Annotated in this window: 18 protein-coding genes; 10 read left to right on the forward strand and 8 right to left on the reverse strand. The window is 40.4% G+C overall.

All coding sequences use genetic code 11. The annotated features are described in order from the left end of the window. Positions 1-339: 339 nt before the first annotated feature. The 8 genes from RSX31_RS16275 to dnaA all read right to left on the reverse strand — a co-directional run bounded on the left by RSX31_RS16275 (position 340) and on the right by dnaA (position 10,706). Positions 340-1,422, reverse strand: a complete 1,083-nt coding sequence (locus RSX31_RS16275) for an HD-GYP domain-containing protein (protein WP_315635216.1) — start codon at positions 1,420-1,422, stop codon at positions 340-342. Between the two features lie 137 nt (positions 1,423-1,559). After that, positions 1,560-4,103 carry a DNA gyrase subunit A gene (gyrA, locus tag RSX31_RS16280; protein ID WP_148996220.1) on the reverse strand — a complete coding sequence of 848 codons (2,544 nt, stop codon included), beginning with the start codon at positions 4,101-4,103 and terminating at the stop codon, positions 1,560-1,562. A gap of 108 nt (positions 4,104-4,211) precedes the next feature. Beyond that, positions 4,212-6,128 carry a DNA topoisomerase (ATP-hydrolyzing) subunit B gene (gene gyrB / locus RSX31_RS16285; protein WP_148970677.1) on the reverse strand — a complete coding sequence of 639 codons (1,917 nt, stop codon included), beginning with the start codon at positions 6,126-6,128 and terminating at the stop codon, positions 4,212-4,214. Between the two features lie 48 nt (positions 6,129-6,176). Beyond that, on the reverse strand, positions 6,177-6,431 hold the full coding sequence (gene remB, locus RSX31_RS16290) for an extracellular matrix regulator RemB (RefSeq protein ID WP_113969423.1): 255 nt from the start codon (positions 6,429-6,431) through the stop codon (positions 6,177-6,179). 9 nt (positions 6,432-6,440) lie between these two features. Beyond that, positions 6,441-7,559, reverse strand: coding sequence for a DNA replication/repair protein RecF (recF, locus tag RSX31_RS16295; RefSeq protein ID WP_315635218.1), 1,119 nt, complete (start codon positions 7,557-7,559; stop codon positions 6,441-6,443). Positions 7,560-7,576: 17 nt separating this feature from the next. Continuing rightward, the gene (gene yaaA, locus RSX31_RS16300) at positions 7,577-7,795 is read right to left on the reverse strand and encodes a S4 domain-containing protein YaaA (RefSeq protein ID WP_044340280.1); all 219 of its coding nucleotides are present in this window, start codon (positions 7,793-7,795) and stop codon (positions 7,577-7,579) included. Positions 7,796-8,016: 221 nt separating this feature from the next. Then, positions 8,017-9,153, reverse strand: coding sequence for a DNA polymerase III subunit beta (gene dnaN / locus RSX31_RS16305; protein WP_044340279.1), 1,137 nt, complete (start codon positions 9,151-9,153; stop codon positions 8,017-8,019). A gap of 206 nt (positions 9,154-9,359) precedes the next feature. Continuing rightward, positions 9,360-10,706 carry a chromosomal replication initiator protein DnaA gene (gene dnaA / locus RSX31_RS16310; RefSeq protein WP_044340278.1) on the reverse strand — a complete coding sequence of 449 codons (1,347 nt, stop codon included), beginning with the start codon at positions 10,704-10,706 and terminating at the stop codon, positions 9,360-9,362. An 817-nt stretch (positions 10,707-11,523) separates the two neighbouring features. Between dnaA and rpmH the strand changes: the two genes are divergently transcribed. The 10 genes from rpmH (at position 11,524) to RSX31_RS16360 (ending at position 20,885) form a co-directional block, all read left to right on the forward strand. After that, positions 11,524-11,658 carry a 50S ribosomal protein L34 gene (gene rpmH / locus RSX31_RS16315; RefSeq protein WP_034764748.1) on the forward strand — a complete coding sequence of 45 codons (135 nt, stop codon included), beginning with the start codon at positions 11,524-11,526 and terminating at the stop codon, positions 11,656-11,658. 165 nt (positions 11,659-11,823) lie between these two features. Beyond that, the gene (gene rnpA / locus RSX31_RS16320) at positions 11,824-12,198 is read left to right on the forward strand and encodes a ribonuclease P protein component (RefSeq protein ID WP_148996222.1); all 375 of its coding nucleotides are present in this window, start codon (positions 11,824-11,826) and stop codon (positions 12,196-12,198) included. A gap of 134 nt (positions 12,199-12,332) precedes the next feature. Next, complete coding sequence (gene spoIIIJ / locus RSX31_RS16325) at positions 12,333-13,121, forward strand: YidC family membrane integrase SpoIIIJ (protein WP_148996223.1); 789 nt, start codon at positions 12,333-12,335, stop codon at positions 13,119-13,121. Continuing rightward, entirely contained in the window at positions 13,118-13,735 is a 618-nt protein-coding gene (gene jag / locus RSX31_RS16330; RefSeq protein ID WP_148996224.1) for an RNA-binding cell elongation regulator Jag/EloR, read from the forward strand. The genes spoIIIJ and jag overlap by 4 nt, the downstream gene beginning before the upstream one ends. 277 nt (positions 13,736-14,012) lie before the next feature. Beyond that, complete coding sequence (gene mnmE / locus RSX31_RS16335; protein ID WP_282138451.1) at positions 14,013-15,398, forward strand: tRNA uridine-5-carboxymethylaminomethyl(34) synthesis GTPase MnmE; 1,386 nt, start codon at positions 14,013-14,015, stop codon at positions 15,396-15,398. Between the two features lie 57 nt (positions 15,399-15,455). Continuing rightward, on the forward strand, positions 15,456-17,348 hold the full coding sequence (gene mnmG, locus RSX31_RS16340; RefSeq protein ID WP_148970548.1) for a tRNA uridine-5-carboxymethylaminomethyl(34) synthesis enzyme MnmG: 1,893 nt from the start codon (positions 15,456-15,458) through the stop codon (positions 17,346-17,348). A 21-nt stretch (positions 17,349-17,369) separates the two neighbouring features. Continuing rightward, positions 17,370-18,086: a 16S rRNA (guanine(527)-N(7))-methyltransferase RsmG gene (gene rsmG, locus RSX31_RS16345; RefSeq protein WP_148996227.1), complete on the forward strand. Its 717-nt coding sequence runs from the start codon at positions 17,370-17,372 to the stop codon at positions 18,084-18,086. A gap of 118 nt (positions 18,087-18,204) precedes the next feature. Further along, positions 18,205-19,068: a nucleoid occlusion protein gene (gene noc / locus RSX31_RS16350; protein WP_148996228.1), complete on the forward strand. Its 864-nt coding sequence runs from the start codon at positions 18,205-18,207 to the stop codon at positions 19,066-19,068. A gap of 223 nt (positions 19,069-19,291) precedes the next feature. Then, positions 19,292-20,053 (forward strand): ParA family protein, encoded by a 762-nt coding sequence (locus RSX31_RS16355; RefSeq protein WP_148970551.1) that lies wholly within the window; start codon positions 19,292-19,294, stop codon positions 20,051-20,053. Next, complete coding sequence (locus RSX31_RS16360) at positions 20,046-20,885, forward strand: ParB/RepB/Spo0J family partition protein (protein ID WP_148970552.1); 840 nt, start codon at positions 20,046-20,048, stop codon at positions 20,883-20,885. Before RSX31_RS16355 ends, RSX31_RS16360 begins: the two co-directional genes overlap by 8 nt. The last annotated feature ends 3 nt before the right edge of the window (positions 20,886-20,888 follow it).

The raw sequence follows: 20,888 nt of genomic DNA on the forward strand, positions 1-20,888 counted from the left end.
TTTGAATAGCTCTTTAAAAATAAATCTAGAATTAACGTTGACGTATTGTCTTGTTTTGTTCAGTTTTCAAGGTTCAATGTGTAAAACACTTCGTTTGAAGCGACCTTTATAATATATCATTTACTGCCGTTACCGTCAAGGTATTTTTATTATTTTAGAAAAGTTTTTTTCTGAAACAGTATGTAATGCCTTTCGGACAACAAATAATATTATACATACTATTGGACAGGTTGGCAAGAGGTAAATCTAAATAAATAAACCAAAGATTAGTTACCTAACCTGAGGTTTACTTAATACGTTGCTATGACTGATCTTAAGAGGCTTCACTCAAAATAAGCTTCAAGCAAAAACTTCTGATATATAAATCTCTTTTTGCTGAGACAGGTCTACGAGTTCTTCCGTTTCGTTTATTTTTACGATGGGCTTTGTAAAAGCGTTCGGTTTGGTATACATCACTTCTCCGTATTGGCCGGTTGATAGCATTACTGAGGTTCCTGTTCTTAGATCTCCCAGTAATTGAAGAAGGCCATTAACGACTTTAATATCGAATTTACCAAATAAATCTTCACTGATCATATCCAGTACCTTGAAGACAGGCTGCTTGCTTCTGTATATTTTTTCTGATGTCATAGCATGAAATACATCGGCGATTCCAACAATCTGAGAGTAAAGATGAATACGATTATCTTTCTCGGATGCCGGGTAGCCGGTACCATCAAATCGTTCATGATGTTGAAAGATTGCCAGTTTTGTTTCCGTTTTTAACAATGGAGTGTCTTTAACCATTTTATATCCGTTGGCTGTATGGAGCTTTACTTCTTTAAATTCACTCTCTGTTAATGGCTGTTCTTTCGTTAATATGTGTGGACTGACCTTGGCCATTCCACAGTCTGCCAGGACACCCGCTAAAGCCAGCTGGTTCACCTGACCTGGGTTCAAGCCTAACTTCTTTCCCAGCATGGCACTTATGATACCCACTGAAATCGCATGGTGAAAAAGATAGTCTTTTTTCGTGCAATATTGATGAAGAGAATATACATATGTATGGTTCTCTTGAACAGTTTTAATGACCGGCAGCATTAACTCTCTCACCCTTGCAACATTTACAGACGTTCCTGATTGCCAGTTCATGAACTCTTTCTTAAATTCCTTGATCGTCATTAAATAGAGATCGATGAATCCGACTGGCTCATTGATTTCTTCGTCCACTATCTCCTTTTCAATAGAGACTTTTGCTCTAAATGGATGTCCATCCGCTTTTGTTTTCTCTATTACGAGCTCTGTTATATGGAATGCTTGAAGAATATTTAGATGTTCTTCTTCTATTACTGTATTCTTTGAAATGATGGGATTGGCTGTCATTCCCATTATATCTTCTGCTACGATGCATCCTAATTGTATCTCTCCACGATGTACCTTCAACTATGAACACCTCACTTCTCACCTTTTTCTTCTAGTTTATTTTACCAAATTTAACAGGTTATAGTTATTTTTTCACAAAAAAATAAGCTGTTTTCCAGTATGAGAGTCTCATTACTGGAAACAGCTTATCCGTTCATTTATTCTTCTGTATCTTCACTTATGTCTTCTGCATCTACAGAAGTTGTTTGATCTTCGCTATCTGATTGTTCCATTCCTTCAGAAGTTTCAACTGGTGCTTCCGTTTCTTCTTCATCTTCTTTTTCAACCTTGGCAACGGTTGAAACAAATTCGCTTTCTTGAAGACGGATCAGTTTAACTCCTTGAGTGTTACGGCCAGTAGTGGAAATATCATTCACATCCATACGGATAAGGACACCATGTGCCGTGATGATCATTAAGTCTTCTTCACCTGTAACGGCTTTAACAGAGACCAGCTCTCCGTTACGTTCCGTTACATTACATGTTTTTAAGCCTTTACCGCCACGTGTTTGAACTCTATATTCACTGGCAGGAGTACGTTTACCGTATCCATTTACCGTTACAACTAAGACATCGCTCTTCTCTTCCAGAATTTCCATTCCTACAACAATGTCATCATCACTCAAGTTAATTCCTTTTACTCCGGTAGCTGTTCTTCCCATTGAACGAACATCCGTTTCAGGGAATCGAATGAGCATACCTTTTTTCGTTCCGATGATCATATCTTTCTCTCCATCGGTCAGTTTGACGGAAATGAGCTCATCGTTTTCTCGGAGGTTAATGGCGATCAGACCGTTCGTACGGATATTGGCGAAATCTGATACAGGCGTACGTTTTGAGATCCCTTGCTTCGTAGTGAAGAATAAGTACCAGTCGTCCACGAATTCTTCCACTCGAATCATGGCGTTGATCCACTCATCTTTTTCTACCCCAAGGAGGTTGATGATCGGAAGTCCTTTAGCAGTACGGCTGAATTCAGGAATTTCATATCCTTTCGCACGGTATGCTTTTCCTTTGTTTGTAAAGAATAGAATCGTATCATGGGTTGACGTTGTCAGTAGGTGTTCAACAAAGTCCTCATCATTGGTACCCATTCCCTGGATTCCTCTTCCTCCACGCTTTTGACTGCGGTAGGTTGAGACAGGCAGGCGCTTGATGTATCCGTTATGAGTAAGGGAGACGACAATGTTTTCTCTTGGAATTAAGTCTTCATCTTCAATATTCTCAATTCCACCCGCTACGATTTCTGATCTTCTTTCATCATTGAAGCGTTCTTTGATTTCGATAAGCTCTTCACGAATGATTTCGAGAACTTTTTCATCATCTGCCAAGATCGCTTTCAATTCTGCAATCTGCTTCAATAGTTCCTGATACTCGTCTTCAATTTTTTCTCGTTCTAAACCGGTTAAACGTTGAAGACGCATATCCAGGATCGCCTGGGCTTGTTTGTCAGAAAGGGAGAAGTTCTCCATCAAGCCTTGTTTCGCAAGTTCCGTAGTTTGAGAGCCACGGATAAGTTTAATGATTTCATCAATATGATCTAAGGCAATACGCAGACCTTCTAAAATATGAGCTCTTGCCTCAGCTTTGCGTAATTCGAATTCCGTTCTACGACGAATGACGACACGTTGATGTTGTAAGTAATGATATAGGCACTCTTTTAAATTCAATACCTTTGGCTGGCCATCAACAAGCGCCAAAAGGTTGATTCCGAAGCTTGTTTGAAGGGCCGTTTGCTTGTAGAGATTATTAAGCAAGACGTTCGCATTCGCATCTTTTCTTACTTCGATCACGATTCGCATACCATTACGGTCCGATTCATCACGTAAATCTGTGATGCCATCAATCTTCTTATCACGAACAAGATCGGCAATTTTCTCGATCAGTCTCGCTTTATTTACTTGATAAGGAATTTGATGAACGATAATCGTTTCTTTTCCGTTGCTTTTTTGTTCAATTTCCACACGGGCACGCATCGTGATGGAACCTTTACCTGTTTCATAGGCACGACGGATGCCGCTTCTTCCTACAATTAGTCCGGCAGTAGGGAAATCAGGTCCAAAGATGAATTCCATCAGCTCTTGAATCGTAATGTCGGGATCTTTACTTAACGCAAGGATTCCATCGATGACTTCTCCAAGATTATGAGGTGGAATGTTCGTTGCCATTCCTACTGCGATACCTGAAGAACCGTTCACTAACAGGTTAGGGAAACGGGCAGGTAACACTTCCGGCTCTCTCTCTGTGCCATCATAGTTATCTTTATAATCAATTGTATCTTTATTAATATCACGAATAAGTTCCATAGAGATCTTGGACATACGTGCTTCTGTGTAACGCATGGCCGCAGCTGCATCTCCATCAACTGAACCGAAGTTACCATGTCCGTCTACAAGCATATAACGATAGTTGAAATCCTGTGCCATACGCACCATTGTGTCATAAACAGCTGAGTCACCGTGGGGGTGATACTTACCGATTACTTCACCGACGATACGTGCTGATTTCTTATATGCTTTGTCAGCTGTCATCCCCAGGTCATTCATCGCATACAAAATACGGCGATGGACAGGTTTCAGGCCGTCACGGGCATCCGGTAGTGCACGGGAAACGATAACACTCATCGCATAATCCAGGAAAGACGAGCGCATTTCACTACTTATATTAATCTCTTTAACATTCGATCTTGGTGTTTCTGCCATAGTAAAAGGGACCTCCTTTTAAAGAAAGATTTATACCTTTCTCATTCTTTACCTTGTCCGCTATGTAAAAGACAGGATAGCACATGGTCTATCCTGTACTATTTAATTTTAGATATCCAGATTCTTAACGTAAGCTGCGTTTTCTTCAATGAAGTTACGTCTCGGCTCTACTTTGTCACCCATCAGGATATCAAAGGTTTCGTCTGCCTCGATCGCATCTTGGAGACTTACTTGCAGCAAGGTTCTTGATTCCGGATCCATTGTCGTTTCCCATAGTTGTTCAGGGTTCATCTCTCCAAGACCTTTGTAACGCTGGATACCAGGTTTAGGCGTCGGGGAGATTTCTGCAAGTATGCGATCCAGTTCTTTATCATTGTAGGCATACTCTATTTTCTTCCCTTGTTGTATTTTATACAAAGGTGGCTGAGCGATGTAGATGTAGCCTGCTTCAATGATGTTTCTCATGTAGCGATAGAAGAACGTCAACAATAGCGTACGGATATGGGCGCCATCGACGTCGGCATCTGTCATGATCACGATTTTATGGTATCTCGCTTTAGCCAGGTTGAAGTCTTCTCCAATCCCTGTCCCAAGAGCTGTAATAATCGCACGCACCTCGTTATTTGAAAGGATCTTATCCAGACGTGCCTTCTCTACGTTGATGATTTTACCACGTAGGGGAAGGATGGCTTGGAAGTGACGATCACGGCCTTGTTTAGCAGATCCGCCGGCTGAGTCACCCTCAACCACATAAATCTCACTGATGCTTGGGTCTTTAGAAGAACAGTCTGCTAATTTACCAGGTAAACTGGAGATTTCCAGGGCACTCTTACGACGGGTAAGCTCCCTTGCCTTTTTCGCAGCCAGTCGGGCACGTGCAGCCATCAATCCTTTTTCTACCACTTTTCGAGCGACAACCGGGTTTTCAAGTAAGAACGTTTCCAGATGCTCTGAGAAAAGAGAATCAGTAATGGTTCTTGCTTCTGAGTTCCCGAGTTTTGTTTTTGTCTGACCTTCGAACTGAGGATCAGGATGTTTGATCGAGATGATGGCTGTTAAGCCTTCACGGACATCTTCCCCTGAAAGATTCGCATCGCTCTCTTTAAACACATTATTTTTTCGGGCATAGTCGTTAATGACCCTCGTTAAAGCCGTTTTAAATCCGGATTCATGGGTTCCACCCTCATGAGTATGGATGTTATTGGCGAAGGAATAAAGATTACTTGCGAAGCCATCGTTATATTGTAGGGCGATTTCAATCGTAATCTCGTCTTTCTCGCCTTCAATGTAAATCGGTTCTTCATGGATGACTTCTTTAGAACGATTAAGATGTTCAACGTAGGACTTAATTCCACCTTCATAATGGTAGTCTCTTCGTTTCCCTTCTCCACGCTTATCTTCAATGCTGATTTGGATTCCTCTGTTTAAGAAAGCCAGTTCGCGAATACGATTTGCAAGTGTGTCATATTCGTATTCCGTCGTTTCAGTAAAGATTTCAGGATCTGGAGTGAAGTGAATGATCGTTCCCGTTTTGTCCGTTTCTCCAATCACCTTAAGATCGAAGCTAGGAACACCTTTTTCGAATTTTTGATAATAGATGTTTCCATCACGATGAACATGGACTTCAAGTTCTGTGGAAAGAGCATTTACTACTGATGCCCCAACTCCGTGGAGACCCCCGGATACTTTATATCCACCGCCGCCAAACTTACCACCGGCGTGAAGTACCGTCATGATTACCTCAACGGCAGGACGTCCCATTTTCTCGTGAATACCCACAGGGATACCACGTCCATTATCTGTGACAGTAATACTGTTATCCTCTTCGATGATGACTTCGATTTCATTACAGTAACCGGCTAACGCTTCATCGATACTGTTATCAACAATTTCCCACACCAAATGATGCAAACCTCTTCCGCTTGTTGATCCAATATACATACCAGGTCTTTTACGAACGGCCTCTAATCCTTCTAAAACCTGAATCTGATTTTCATCATAGGATTGACCTTGTTTTTGTTCCATAGCCATACTGATTCACCTACACTTTCTAACCTTCAGGGCTTTATATTTCTATAATAAATTCTCATAGTTTGAGTATTTCTTTGATCGTTTCTTTAACGTACTTGATGCTAGTGGTGAAAGATACAACTGATTAGACGTGATTACAAGAGATTTATATGAACCCTTTGCAAGATTACAAAGGTTTTTATCTTTCGTTTTTAAAAAGTGTTGAATTTCTTCTGAAAATTGAACGGTGTCTCGATCAATAATAGCGATGATTTCATCTGTACGTACCATGACATCTTCTCCAACATGTATGTACAAGGTAACACCTCATTTCAATCTTTTCATTGATCCGGCTTCCACTTCAAAAGTAGTCGCTTCGTTTAAAGTTTGATGATCAATCCCATCCACGTTTGTCGTCGTTACAAAGGTTTGAACTTTTCCCTGGATGGTATTTAATAAATGTGATTGACGATAATCATCTAATTCCGACAAGACATCATCAAGAAGTAAGATGGGATATTCTTTGATTTCAGAATGAATCAGCTCAATTTCTGCAAGCTTCACAGAGAGGGCCGTTGTCCGCTGCTGCCCCTGCGATCCGAATGTTTGAACATCCCGTCCATTCACAATAAATTGAAGATCGTCCCGATGTGGTCCGATCAGGGTCACACCGCGATCAATTTCCCGCTCGCGGATACCATCAAATTTCTGCTCATATATATCTACCATTTTTGACCATTCTTGATTATCTGATACATCTAAAGACGGTTTATATACGATTTCTAAGTTTTCTAAGTTCCTTGAAATCCCGGAATGGATCGGTTTTGCCCAACTTTCTAATAGCTGAACGAATTCAAAGCGCTTTTTCGTAATTTTCACAGCCATCTCTATGAACTGTTCCGTCAAGACATCCAGCATGGTCTGGTCTTTTTGTTTTCTCGTTTGCAATTGTTTCAGATAATGGTTCCGTTGCTGTAATATTTTTTGATAAAGACTGATATCATGTAAATAAACAGGAGAAACCTGACCGATTTCCATATCAATAAAACGACGCCTTACTTGAGGGCTCCCTTTTACTAAATGGAGATCTTCAGGCGCAAACATGACAACATTCATATTGCCGACATATTGACTTAATTTAGATTGCTCAAGGTGATTACTTTTCGCTTTTTTCCCTTTTTTCGAGAGGATAAGCTCCAATGGTAACGCACCGTTATATTTCTGAATCCTACCTTTTATTTTAGCATATTCCTCGTCCCAACGGATTAAATCTTTATCATTTGAGGTCCGGTGGGATTTAGCCATCGCCAGTACATAGATAGACTCCATAATATTCGTCTTTCCTTGAGCATTCTCTCCAAGAATTACGTTCACCTTATTTTCGAAACTTACGTCGATTGACTCGTAATTCCGATAGTTTCTTAATTCTAATTGTTCAATGTACATGGAAATAACACCCTTTATTATTCTCCAGCAACCACAAATACTCCTACTTCGGGAATTTCAATTGTGTCACCAATTGTGAGTTTTCTGCCTCTTCTTTGGTCTTGTTCGCCATTTATGTATACTTCATATTCACTTAAGAACCACTTCGCCATCCCGCCGGACTGAATTACTTCAGCTAGCTTCAGGAATTGTCCCAATGTGATGATTTCCGTTTCAATGGTGATCTCTTTCGCCACTAAAATCACTACTTTCCGTATAAAGTCTCTAATATCTTATTTTACTCTAAATGGAGTTAAGTCACAACTAACGAAAAATCAGCAAGGACTCACAGTGCAATTTGTCCTTGTTATCATTGGATTTTTCATCAAATAGCCGAGAGTAATTCCTTCAATTACCAGATAAAGTGTAGAAAAAGAGCCAATACCCCATGTGAAAGGCATCGGCTCTTGTATATTCATTAGTACGTTCTAACTGGAAGAATCAACTGAAGGATCGAATCATCATGAAGTGGTTTCAGTACGAACGGTCTCATGGCCCCGGTGAAGTTCACATAGATTTCTGTTCCTTCAATGGCTTTTAACGCGTCCATCATATATTTTGCACTAAAGGAGATCTTCAGTTCTTCTCCTTCAATGGATTGGCTTTGCACCTGTTCGATTACTTTCCCGATCTCTGGTGTGTTAGACGAAATCTCAATCATGCCGCCATCCAGAGTTGAGAGTTTCACTACGTTGTTTCTTCCTTCTCTGGCAAGTAGTGAAGCACGGTCTATCGCTTGTAAAAATTCTTTCGTATTCAGCGTTAGTTCTGTCTTTGTATCAGAAGGAATTAATCGACTAGTGTCAGGGTAATTCCCTTCTAATAGTCTTGAGAAGAATAATAGGTGTTTCGCTTTGAATAGAACTTGATTTTCAGTAATCACGATTTCAACAGGCTCTTCTGTATCATCAAGGATTTTATTCAGCTCGTTTAAGCTTTTCCCTGGTATCACAATATTGTAAGAAGCATCATGATTGGTTTCAATCGGTGCCTTTCTCATCGCAAGTCGATGACTATCTGTTGCAATACAGCTCAGTTCCCCATTTTCAATCTGACAGTTTACACCTGTCAAGATGGGGCGTGTTTCTGAGGTGGACACTGCGAATACGGTTTGTCTGATCATCGTTTTCAGGAGATCCGTCGAAACTTTGATCCCATTCCCTTCTTCAATCTGAGGAAGATGCGGGTACTCTTCTGGATCTAAACCGTTTAAATTAAATTCTGCCTGTCCTGAACGAATAACGGTTTGGAAATGATTTTGAACTTCAATTTCCACCGTATCTTTAGGTAATTTCTTAACAATTTCACTGAAGAACTTAGCCTGAAGAACAATCCCTCCAGTTTCCATGATCTCAACAATTTCTGAACCTTCTTCTTCATTCGGAATAAAGGACTCGATTGAAATGTCTGAATCACTACCTGTTAGTGTTACGCCATCTTCCGTTGCGATGATTTTTATCCCTGTAAGAATGGGTATCGTTGTTCTTGACGTTACAGCCTTCATGACATCCTGAACACTTTGGACAAGATAGTCCCTTTGAATAACAAATTTCATGATTTATTCCTCCAATTTGCACATAATTTTATGGACTGAATCATATACTAATAATTTATTTAAAAAATAGTAATAGAAGTAGTAGGGCCTGTTGATATGTGGATAAGTGTGTGAATTCAACGTAAACACAGCCTATCCACATGTGGACAGACTGTGTGCTAGTTTGTCTTAGTTATTCACATTATCCAGTTTTTTTGTGTGTAAGATTAACTCTTTAAAGACTCACGAATTTCTTTCAGCTGCTGCTGAAGAAGCGCATCTGCTCCGAGTAATGTACTGATCTTCTCATGAGCATGAATGACGGTCGTGTGATCCCGGCCGCCAAATTCTTCCCCAATCTTTGGAAGGGAAGAATCTGTCATTTCCCTGGATAGATACATAGCGATCTGTCGGGGAAACGCGATGGATTTTGTTCGTTTCTTCGCTTTAAAGTCTTCCAGCTTCACATTGAAGTGCTCACCAACGACACGTTGAATTTCCTGGATGGTAATAACCCGTGGTTTTGAGCTTGGAATGATATCTTTCAAAGCTTCAGCTGCAAGATCCGCATTGATATCTTTATTTATAAGAGAAGAGTACGCAACAACTCTGATTAAAGCGCCCTCTAACTCACGAATGTTTGAATCGATTTGGTTAGCTATATAAAGCATGGCTTCATTTGGAATGTCCAATCCTTCAGCCTTTGCCTTTTTTCGTAAAATAGCAATTCTCGTCTCAAGATCTGGGGGGGTTATGTCTGTAATAAGACCCCATTCGAATCGAGAGCGAAGCCTGTCTTCAAGTGTCGGAATTTCTTTCGGTGGCCGATCACTGGAAATGACAATCTGCTTGCTTTCTTCATGTAAGGTATTGAAAGTATGGAAAAATTCCTCTTGCGTTTGTTCTTTTCCTGCTAAAAATTGAATGTCATCTATTAATAAAACATCAACGTTGCGGTATTTATTGCGGAAATCGACTGCTTTATTATCACGAATGGAGTTAATGAATTCATTTGTGAATTTCTCAGAGGATAGATAAACCACTTTAGCAGCAGGATTATGCTCCAGTACATAATGTCCGATCGCATGCATTAAGTGAGTTTTTCCCAGTCCTACTCCACCATAAATAAACAAGGGATTATAGGCTTTTGCAGGTGCTTCAGCCACAGCTAAAGATGCTGCATGGGCGAAACGGTTGCCCGAACCGATAACAAAGGTGTCGAATGTGTATTTTGCATTCAGCATATTTTGATTGATATCCTGTTGATCGTCGTCTTTCATCGACTTCTTTGGCGGCAATTGAATATCAAATTCTTCCGGCTCCTGATTTTGTGGAATGATGAATTTCACGACCAATTCTTCGCCCGTAATATCATACAAAACCCCGGAGATTAATTGAGAATAGCGTCCTTCCAGCCAATCTCGTGCAAATTCATTTGGAGCTGTAATGACAAGTGTGTCACCTTGAATGGAATGCGCCTTAGTTGATTTTAACCAAGTATCAAAGCTTGGTTTACTTATCTTTTTTTCGATGCTTTCTAAGGCTTTGCTCCAAAGATCCCCGATATTCTCCAATCCTGATCCCTCCTTTTCTCAGTTTGTATAACTTCTGTACAACAATTACATGCTATAAAATCCGTTAACTCTCGCTATTTTATAAAAATACAAAACAATGAATGTGGAAAATATATATAATAAGGAAAGAAAATGGTTTTTCGACAATATCCACCACTTGTGGACAACGTTTTACAAACCCTCTGAATAAGTTACCCACATGATATCCACATTTTGTGGATAAGTTATTTCCGTAAACCTAGTTATCAAGAGTGAAAACACAATAATCATATCAAAATATCCTTAGCGGTGCAATGCTTTTTAAAATTTATCCACAAGCCCCCACCCCTTGTGGAATGAAATTGTCCACAACCCAAGAACTTGTGAAAAAGTTGTCAGTATGTGTTGTGGATAAATTAAAAACGTGTCGAATCCTATCCACAGGCATGTTTGATAGAGAAATAAAATAAGATTTGTAGAAGGAGAAAGATCAAACAGGTAGATGAGTTATTCGAAGTAATCGTTCAAATGGATCTAATAATTAGCACATGGTCATTTTTCTTAGATTTTATAAATTGGTTTTGGAAAAAGTATAGTAAATAATTTTGTTGATTGTAGTGGAAGGTGCTCGCTTTCCGCGGGGCGGGCGGTGAGCACCTGGAGCGTAAATCAACCACTACACGCTAATAGTAAAGAGCGAAAAGACTTTAAAATGATTTCCGAAATAACAATTAAAAAGAAAAATAATATGAGTGTTGACTTTTTATGGGTACCGTCTTTATAATAGTGAGGAATGTCTTTAACTTTTATAAAGATATCCTTCAGGGAGGTGTCATAGATGAAAAGAACGTTTCAACCAAATAATCGTAAAAGAAAAAAGAACCACGGTTTCCGTGCACGTATGAGCTCTAAAAACGGACGTAATGTTTTAGCTCGTCGTCGTAGCAAAGGAAGAAAAGTATTATCTGCCTAGACCACTGAACTGACTCAGTGGTCTTTTTTTTCCTTTATCCCAAGTGAAAAGACCATTTGGCTCGTTCGTATTATGTTTTAAGAGAAAAATTACTTATAATTTCAAATGAATGAGCCAATAATGTCGAGGATACATCAAGACAAAAATGAAAATTAGGTGTGGTCAATGCGGAAAGATCAGAGAGTGAAGAAGAATAAAGAGTTCCAGGAGATATTCAAAAAAGGAACATCCTTTGCAAATCGGCAATTCGTCTTATATCTATTGAAGAAAGATGAGCCTCAACCATTTCGAATTGGAATCTCCGTAAGTAAGAAAATTGGAAACGCTGTTTGTCGAAACCAAATTAAACGGTATGTCAGACAGGCTTTCTTAGAATTACAAGAAGACGTTAAAGATCAGTACGATTACTTAATCATCGCCAGAAAACCGGCGGCCGAAATGAATTTCCATGAGGTGAAGGGCAGCCTCACCCATGTGCTGAAAAGAGGAAAAGTGTTGAAAAGATCCTCTAATGGAAAACATGTTAAAAAGAAGTCATAACATTTTACGATATTGACAGGTTTCGTCATCACAAGCCTATGAAAAGATGTTACAATACGAGAGATTGTTCTTTTTAAGTACGGAAGACCTGTTTTACATTAATTTGAAAGATATTAGTAGGGAGGAAATTAAGGGTGAAAAAGAGAATTATAGCCCTGATGGGAATCATTGGGCTAATGGCTATACTATCAGGTTGTACGGAATACAATCAGCCTATCACACCTGAGAGTAGCGGAATATGGAATGAATATATTGTCTATCCTTTATCACAATTAATCACAATGGTAGCTGAGTTCATGAGTGGTTCTTATGGATTGGCCATTGTCATTGTTACATTGATTATTCGTTTAGCGATTCTGCCATTAATGATTAAACAAACGAAAAATTCAAAAGCCATGCAGGCTTTGCAACCGGAAATGAAAAAGCTGCGTGAAAAATATAGCTCTAAAGATGCACAAACTCAACAAAAGCTTCAACAAGAAACGATGGCTCTATTCCAAAGTCACGGGGTCAATCCGCTGGCGGGTTGTTTCCCATTGATCGTTCAAATGCCGATCTTAATTGGTTTCTATCATGCGATCGTCAGAACAGAAGAAATTAAAGCTCATAATTTCCTGTGGTTCGATCTTGGTAACCCGGATCCGTACTATATTTTACCTTTAGTAGCAGGTATTACGACGTTTATCCAACAGAAATTAATGATGGCGGGTACAGCGAATCAAAATCCGCAAATGGCGATGATGCTTTATATCATGCCTGTCATGATCATCATTTTTGCGATTAACTTCCCTGCAGCCCTATCCCTTTACTGGGTAGTCGGAAATCTATTTATGATTGTTCAAACGTATTTCATTAAAGGACCTGATATCAAAGAAGCGCAAACCGCTAAAGCTGCTGGGAATTCGGGAGGAAAGAAAAAGTGAGAGAAGTAGAAGCGACTGGTCAAACGGTGGAAGAAGCCATTGAATCAGCCTTGTCTCAACTGAATATCACCAAAGAAGAAGCAGAGATTGACGTCATTGATCAAGGTAAAAAAGGCTTGTTCGGATTGTTTGGTGGAAGACCTGCTGTCGTTCAAGTCAAAAAAGCGATTGATCCGGTAAATGAAGCGAAAGATTTTCTTCTATCTGTTGCCGAGGAAATGGGAGTGAATGCTACCATTGAAGTGAAAAGAGATGGAAGAGATGTTGAGTTCAACATATCCGGTGAAAAAATGGCTCTATTAATAGGAAAAAGAGGACAAACGTTGAATGCTCTTCAACATTTAACTCAACTCATTGCAAATCGGGTTTCCGATCAGTTCATCACCATCCTTCTAGATGCGGAGAACTATCGGGAAAGACGTAAGCAAACGTTAACAAACCTGGCGGAACGATTAGCAGAGAAAGCATTGCGCACAAATCGTTCCGTTTCATTAGAACCAATGCCTTCCTATGAACGAAAAGTGATTCATACAGCATTAGTTGATTCAACTACTGTTGATACACATTCAGAAGGCAGAGAACCCAATCGTTATATTGTGATTGCTCCAAAATAAATAAGAGACGATTCCTTTCGGGGGATCGTCTTTTTTTATCCCTTCACTCTGTGGATTCTTATTTTCTTCCCGGTTTATTGTTATTCACATGTGGATAAGTTAAAATAATAGAGATGAAGTGTTATCTGTGTGGATAACATTATTTGGTGACGAATAGAGGGTTTCCTTTCTTTAGTATTAAATAGGATTGTGATATTCTAATAATTTGGGGAAACTTTGCTCTCTACTATAATTCAATTATAAATAGATCAACTAAGAAATAAGAGAGGTGAATACAATGGAGTTTGATACAATTGCTGCTATTTCCACTCCGATGGGCGAAGGGGCGATTGCGATCGTGCGTTTAAGCGGTGATCAAGCCTTCGATATCGGTGATAAGGTCTTTAAGGGAATGAAAGGAAACTCTATGAAAGACTTTGCTTCTCATACCATTCATTATGGACATATTATCGATCCGGACACAGAGCAAGTGGTGGAAGAAGTCATGGTTTCTGTGATGAGGGGGCCAAAAACATTCACCCGTGAAGATATTATAGAAATTAACTGCCACGGGGGACTTGTGTCGGTCAATAAAGTACTGCAGCTCGTATTGAAAAATGGAGCCCGCCTTGCAGAGCCGGGTGAATTTACGAAACGGGCGTTCTTGAACGGACGGATTGACCTATCCCAGGCGGAAGCCGTGATGGATCTTATTCGGGCAAAAACCGATCGGGCGATGAATGTAGCCCTTAATCAAATGGAAGGCCGACTTTCCAATTTGATTCGAAAGCTGCGTCAGGAAATTCTTGAAACATTGGCTCATGTAGAAGTGAATATCGATTATCCGGAGTATGATGATGTAGAAGAAATGACGCATAACGTACTGTTGGAAAAATCGAAATACGTCCGGGATGAAATTGACAAGTTGGTCCGAACGTCAGAGCAGGGGAAAATTCTGAGAGAAGGACTTTCTACTGTGATCATCGGACGGCCAAATGTAGGGAAGTCATCTCTATTGAACAGTCTTGTTCATGAAAATAAAGCGATCGTAACCGATATCCCCGGAACAACGAGGGATGTGATTGAAGAATACGTAAATGTACGCGGTGTTCCGTTACGTCTGGTCGATACGGCAGGGATTCGTGAAACAGAGGACATCGTCGAGCGGATCGGTGTGGAACGTTCACGACAAGTATTGAAAGAAGCGGATTTAATTTTACTCGTACTCAACTATGCGGACGAATTGACTCCTGAGGATGAACAGCTCTTTGAAGCAGTAAGAGGAATGGACGTTATTGTCATCGTGAACAAAACGGATCTGCCTCAGAAGATTGATATAGATAAAGTAAGAAAACTAGCGGAAAATCATCAGCTTGTCACAACGGCTTTACTTGAAGAGCAAGGGATCGATGAGCTTGAAGAAGCCATTTCTTCTTTATTCTTTGCAGGTTCCATTGAAGCAGGGGATATGACATATGTGTCCAATAGCCGTCACATAGCTCTACTCAATCAAGCTTCCATTGCGATTAATGAAGCCATAAATAGCGTAGAAATGGGAACTCCCATCGATATCGCTCAAATTGACTTAACCAGAACGTGGGAGCTATTAGGTGAAATCATTGGGGATAGCGTTCATGAAAGCCTGATTGATCAGCTGTTTTCTCAATTCTGCTTAGGGAAATAAATACTATTATAATGTGGACTTTACATTCAAGGTCCTACAAGGAGGAAAATACAAACCATGCAATATGACGCAGGGCAATATGATGTCATTGTCATTGGTGCTGGCCATGCAGGAGTAGAAGCTGGACTTGCTTCGGCCCGGATGGGAGCTAAAACGTTAATGGTCACCATTAACTTGGATATGGTCGCCTTTATGCCATGTAATCCATCTGTTGGTGGACCGGCGAAAGGGATCGTTGTAAGAGAGATTGACGCTCTTGGTGGAGAGATGGGGCGTAATATAGATAAAACACATATTCAAATGAGAATGTTGAATACAGGAAAAGGTCCAGCTGTCCGGGCATTACGGGCTCAGGCGGATAAATTCCTTTATCAGCATGAAATGAAACGTACGATCGAAAATGAACCGAACATGACCTTGCTTCAAGGAATGGTTGAGGAATTGATTGTTGAAGATGATGAATGTAAAGGTGTCGTAACGATGACGGGTGCTGCATACCGCGCCAAAACAGTCGTTATCACAACCGGAACATTCCTGCGGGGTGAAATCATATTAGGAGATCTGAAATATTCAAGCGGTCCTAATAATCAACAACCTTCCATCAGACTTTCTGATCATTTACATGAATTGGGCTTTGATACTGTTCGTTTTAAAACGGGGACGCCACCGCGTGTGAATAGTTCGACAATCGATTATTCGAAAACAGAAATTCAACCAGGTGATGATGTTCCCCGTGCATTCAGCTATGAAACGACGAAATATATTACCGATCAACTTCCATGTTGGTTAACGTATACGAATGAACAGACCCATCAATTGATTGATGACAACTTGCATCGTTCTCCAATGTATTCTGGAATGATTAAAGGAACGGGACCACGTTACTGTCCTTCTATTGAGGATAAAGTCGTGCGTTTCCATGATAAACCGCGTCACCAGATTTTCTTGGAGCCGGAAGGACGAAACACACAAGAAGTCTATGTGCAGGGATTATCAACGAGTCTGCCTGAAGACGTACAACAAAAGATTCTTCAAACCATCCCGGGTCTTGAGAAAGTACAGATGATGCGTGCCGGGTATGCAATTGAGTATGATTCCATCGTACCGACACAATTATGGCCGACCCTTGAAACGAAAAAAATTAAAAATCTTTATACAGCGGGACAAATCAATGGAACGTCCGGTTATGAAGAAGCCGCTGGACAAGGTTTGATGGCGGGGATCAATGCTGCCTGCCGTGCCCTGGATAAAGAAGAGGTTATCTTAAGCCGTTCTGATGCATATATCGGGGTTTTAATCGATGACCTTGTGACAAAAGGGACGAACGAACCGTATCGTCTATTGACTTCACGCGCTGAATATCGGCTATTGCTCCGTCATGACAATGCCGATCTTCGCCTGACTGATATCGGTCATAAAATAGGATTAATCTCCGATGATCGATACGAACGGTTTACAGCGAAAAAAGAAGCGATCTCTTCAGAGAAAAAGCGCCTGGAAGGAATCCGCATCAAACCTACTGACGAAACACAGGCCGTTATCCGTGAAGCGGGCGGAAGCGAGCTGAAAGACGGGATTTTAGCAGCGGATCTTCTGAAGCGCCCTGAAATGAACTATAGTCACATTAAATCACTCGTTCCAAGCGAAATCGAATTGGATTCCGATGTAGAGGAACAGGTTGAAATCCAAGTGAAATATGAAGGCTATATTGAAAAATCCCTTCAACAGGTCGATAAAATGAAGAAGATGGAAAATAAAAGAATTCCTGAAAACATTGATTACAGTGCGATCAGCGGTTTAGCGTCTGAAGCGAGACAGAAATTAATCGAGGTTCAGCCTCTTTCTCTTGCACAAGCTTCCCGGATTTCAGGAGTGAATCCTGCAGACATCTCTATTTTACTCGTCTATATCGAGCAAGGGAAAATTGCAAAAGTATCAGGAGATCAATAGAGGCAAAGGAAGGATAATTTCATGAATGTAAATGAATTTCAATCAATGCTTGAGGAGAAGGGTATCTCCCTTTCTCCTCAGCAATTAACTCAGTTTGAGCGCTATTATGAATTGTTGGTTGAATGGAATGAAAAAATGAACCTGACGGCCATCACTGAAAAGGAAGATGTGTATTTAAAGCATTTTTACGATTCAATCAGTGCAGCTTTTTATGTTGATTTCACGCAGGTGACAACTCTTTGTGATGTTGGGGCAGGAGCCGGTTTTCCGAGTATCCCTCTTAAAATATGCTACCCGCACTTACATATCTCGATTGTTGACTCCTTGAACAAGCGGATTACGTTCTTAAACCATTTATCAGATGAGTTAGGACTTGAAAACACGAATTTCTATCATGATCGAGCTGAGACTTTTGGTAAAAACAAGGATCATCGTGAAAAGTATGATATGGTTACAGCAAGAGCTGTAGCCAGAATGTCTGTATTAAGTGAACTATGTTTGCCACTTGTTAAAAAGGGCGGCTTATTCGTAGCGATGAAGGCTTCAAATGTGAAAGAGGAGCTATCCAATGCGAAGAAAGCCATTGGCATGCTGGGTGGACAAACAGATAAAATGTATTCCTTCTTCTTACCGGAAGAGGAAAGCGAACGAAATATCGTGAAGATCGACAAAGTGAAAGAAACGCCTAACAAATATCCCAGAAAACCTGGGACACCCAATAAATTACCGTTGGAATAATATGGGAATATCTCCTGCCGTGACAGTAACAATACTTTGAAAATCTCAGCACAGGCAGGAACTTGCCATATTTTAGAGAATATTACTAAAGGGAGTTTCTTAAAGGTGGTGTAGGAAGATGAAGCATCCTTTCTCTCGTTTTTTTGGCCTAGGTGAAAAGGAGCAAGATGTTGAATCTGAAGAATCAAATGTAGTGGAAGAAGATCGAGATGAAGTGAAAAAGATACCCGTCTCACAAATCATCCCTAATCGCTTTCAACCAAGAACAGTGTTCAATGATGAAAAGATAGAAGAGTTATCCAGAACGATTCATACTCATGGTATTATCCAACCGATTGTGGTTAGACAATACGATGATGAGCAGTTTGAAATCATTGCAGGTGAACGTCGATACAGAGCCGTTCAAAAGCTTGGCTGGGACACCGTACCGGCCATTGTAAAGAATCTTAATGATACAGAAACAGCTTCTGTTGCATTAATTGAAAACTTACAAAGAGAAGAGCTCTCTCCTATAGAAGAAGCCATTGCGTATGGAAAACTGTTGGAGTTACATGATTTAACCCAAGAAGCCCTTGCTCAACGCTTAGGAAAAGGACAATCGACTGTGGCGAACAAGCTTCGTCTCCTAAAGCTTCCAGAAGAAATTCAATCAGCCTTATTAGATAAACTGATTACAGAACGTCACGCCAGGGCTTTGATTCCTCTGAAGAATGCAGAAAAGCAAATTCAGCTCCTTCAAGAAGTCATTGAAAAAAGCTTGAATGTCAAACAAACCGAAGACCGGGTTGTGAAAATGCAAGAAGGAACGACTCAAAAGCCAAAATCGAAACGTAAAGCATTCAGTAAGGATATGAGAATAGCTGTGAATACGATTCGTCAATCTCTCTCCATGGTATCGGACAGCGGAATCAATCTGGACTCTGAAGAAGAAGAGCATGAGGAATTCTATCAATTCACCATCCGTATTCCTAAAAAAAAATAGATTCGTAGTCTAAAAGTGAGAAACATCTCGGATTGGTTTCTCACTTTTTTTGTTGTCGAATCAGAGGATTTACGATCGATTCATGACGAATGAACAGTTCATAATTACCTGTTTTTAGAAACATGAAAAATTGACAGACAATTAACAAGGAATTTTGATAGAATAGAAGAATACTGTGAAAAAATTTAGTGAATCTTAGGAAGTCAAAAGGTAGGTGACAACCTTGGGCAGAATAGTAGCCGTTACAAACCAAAAAGGTGGAGTGGGAAAGACCACAACATCCGTCAATTTGGGGGCTTGCTTAGCTTATATAGGGAAAAAGGTTTTACTGGTAGACATTGATCCCCAAGGAAACGCCACTAGTGGTGTAGGTGTGGAAAAAGGGGATGTCCAGCAGTGCATATATGATGTGCTGGTAGATGATGTGGATGTCAGAGAAACGATTAAACAATCAAAAGTTGAGAATTTATCCATTGTACCTGCAACGATTTCATTGGCGGGGGCAGAAATTGAACTTGTTCCAACCATCTCCCGTGAAGTGCGTTTAAAGAAAGCATTGGAAAAAGTGAAAGACGAATTTGATTATATTATCATTGATTGTCCGCCGTCTTTAGGGTTATTGACAATCAATGCGTTAACAGCCTCAGATGCTGTCGTCATACCGGTTCAATGCGAATACTATGCTCTGGAAGGATTAAGTCAGCTATTGAGTACCGTTCGTTTAGTTCAGAAGCATCTGAATCATGACCTTATGATCGATGGTGTGCTCCTTACGATGCTTGATGCGAGAACCAATCTGGGAATCCAGGTCATAGAAGAAGTCAAAAAATACTTTCAAGATAAAGTGTATCGCACAATTATTCCTCGTAACGTTCGTTTAAGTGAAGCGCCCAGTCATGGTGAACCGATCATCATCTATGATGCAAAGTCCAGGGGAGCAGAAGTTTATTTAGAACTAGCAAAGGAAGTGGCGGCGAATGGCTAAAGGTTTAGGAAAGGGCCTCAATGCTCTCTTTACCAATATCCAAACAACTCAAAATGAAGAGTCCGTGCAAGAAGTGAGCCTGAAAGAAATACGGCCGAATCCATATCAGCCACGAAAGATCTTTGAGCCGCAAGCAATTGAAGAACTAAAGGATTCGATCTTAGAACACGGAATCCTGCAGCCGATCATTGTGCGTAAAACGATCAAAGGGTATGAAATTGTCGTTGGGGAACGCCGTTATCGTGCAGCCAAAGCGGCTAAATTAGAATCGGCTCCTGTCGTGGTCCGGGAATTGAATGAGCAACAAATGATGGAGCTTGCCGTATTAGAAAACCTTCAACGTGAAGACCTGACACCGATCGAAGAAGGCGCAGCTTATCAAATGCTGATGGATAAGCTAAAGCTCACTCAGGAGGAATTAGCGAAGAGGTTGGGTAAGAGCAGACCTCATATTGCCAATCACATTCGCTTACTATCCCTCCCTGCTCCTATTCAGGAACTTATCTCAGAAGGTAAGTTAACGATGGGACATGGACGTGCACTCCTTGGGTTGAAAAATAAGAAGAATCTATCAACGGTTGTCAATCGTATCCTTAAAGAATCATTAAACGTTCGCCAATTAGAAAAAATCATTCAAGAACTGAATGAGAATGTTCCACGTGAAACAAAAAAGACAGAGCGTAAAGATGTTTTCATTCAGGAACAGGAATCCCTTCTGCGCGAACGCTTCGGGACAACGGTCACGATTAAACAATCAAAGAAAAAAGGAAAAATCGAGCTCGAATTTTTTTCGAAAGAAGACCTCGATCGTATTTTGGAATTATTGCAGTAACGA

The sequence above is a fragment of the Rossellomorea yichunensis genome (assembly GCF_032337515.1).
Lineage (GTDB): Bacteria > Bacillota > Bacilli > Bacillales > Bacillaceae_B > Rossellomorea > Rossellomorea yichunensis.

What these genes read in the sequence shown, in the direction of transcription:
- gyrA (WP_148996220.1), bottom strand. Translation starts at nt 4,103, where the DNA reads ATGGCAGAAACACCAAGATCGAATGTTAAAGAGATTAATATAAGTAGT.
- gyrB (WP_148970677.1), bottom strand. Translation starts at nt 6,128, where the DNA reads ATGGAACAAAAACAAGGTCAATCCTATGATGAAAATCAGATTCAGGTT.
- recF (WP_315635218.1), bottom strand. Translation starts at nt 7,559, where the DNA reads ATGTACATTGAACAATTAGAATTAAGAAACTATCGGAATTACGAGTCA.
- dnaN (WP_044340279.1), bottom strand. Translation starts at nt 9,153, where the DNA reads ATGAAATTTGTTATTCAAAGGGACTATCTTGTCCAAAGTGTTCAGGAT.
- rpmH (WP_034764748.1), top strand. Translation starts at nt 11,524, where the DNA reads ATGAAAAGAACGTTTCAACCAAATAATCGTAAAAGAAAAAAGAACCAC.
- rnpA (WP_148996222.1), top strand. Translation starts at nt 11,824, where the DNA reads ATGCGGAAAGATCAGAGAGTGAAGAAGAATAAAGAGTTCCAGGAGATA.
- mnmE (WP_282138451.1), top strand. Translation starts at nt 14,013, where the DNA reads ATGGAGTTTGATACAATTGCTGCTATTTCCACTCCGATGGGCGAAGGG.
- mnmG (WP_148970548.1), top strand. Translation starts at nt 15,456, where the DNA reads ATGCAATATGACGCAGGGCAATATGATGTCATTGTCATTGGTGCTGGC.
- rsmG (WP_148996227.1), top strand. Translation starts at nt 17,370, where the DNA reads ATGAATGTAAATGAATTTCAATCAATGCTTGAGGAGAAGGGTATCTCC.
- noc (WP_148996228.1), top strand. Translation starts at nt 18,205, where the DNA reads ATGAAGCATCCTTTCTCTCGTTTTTTTGGCCTAGGTGAAAAGGAGCAA.
- RSX31_RS16360 (WP_148970552.1), top strand. Translation starts at nt 20,046, where the DNA reads ATGGCTAAAGGTTTAGGAAAGGGCCTCAATGCTCTCTTTACCAATATC.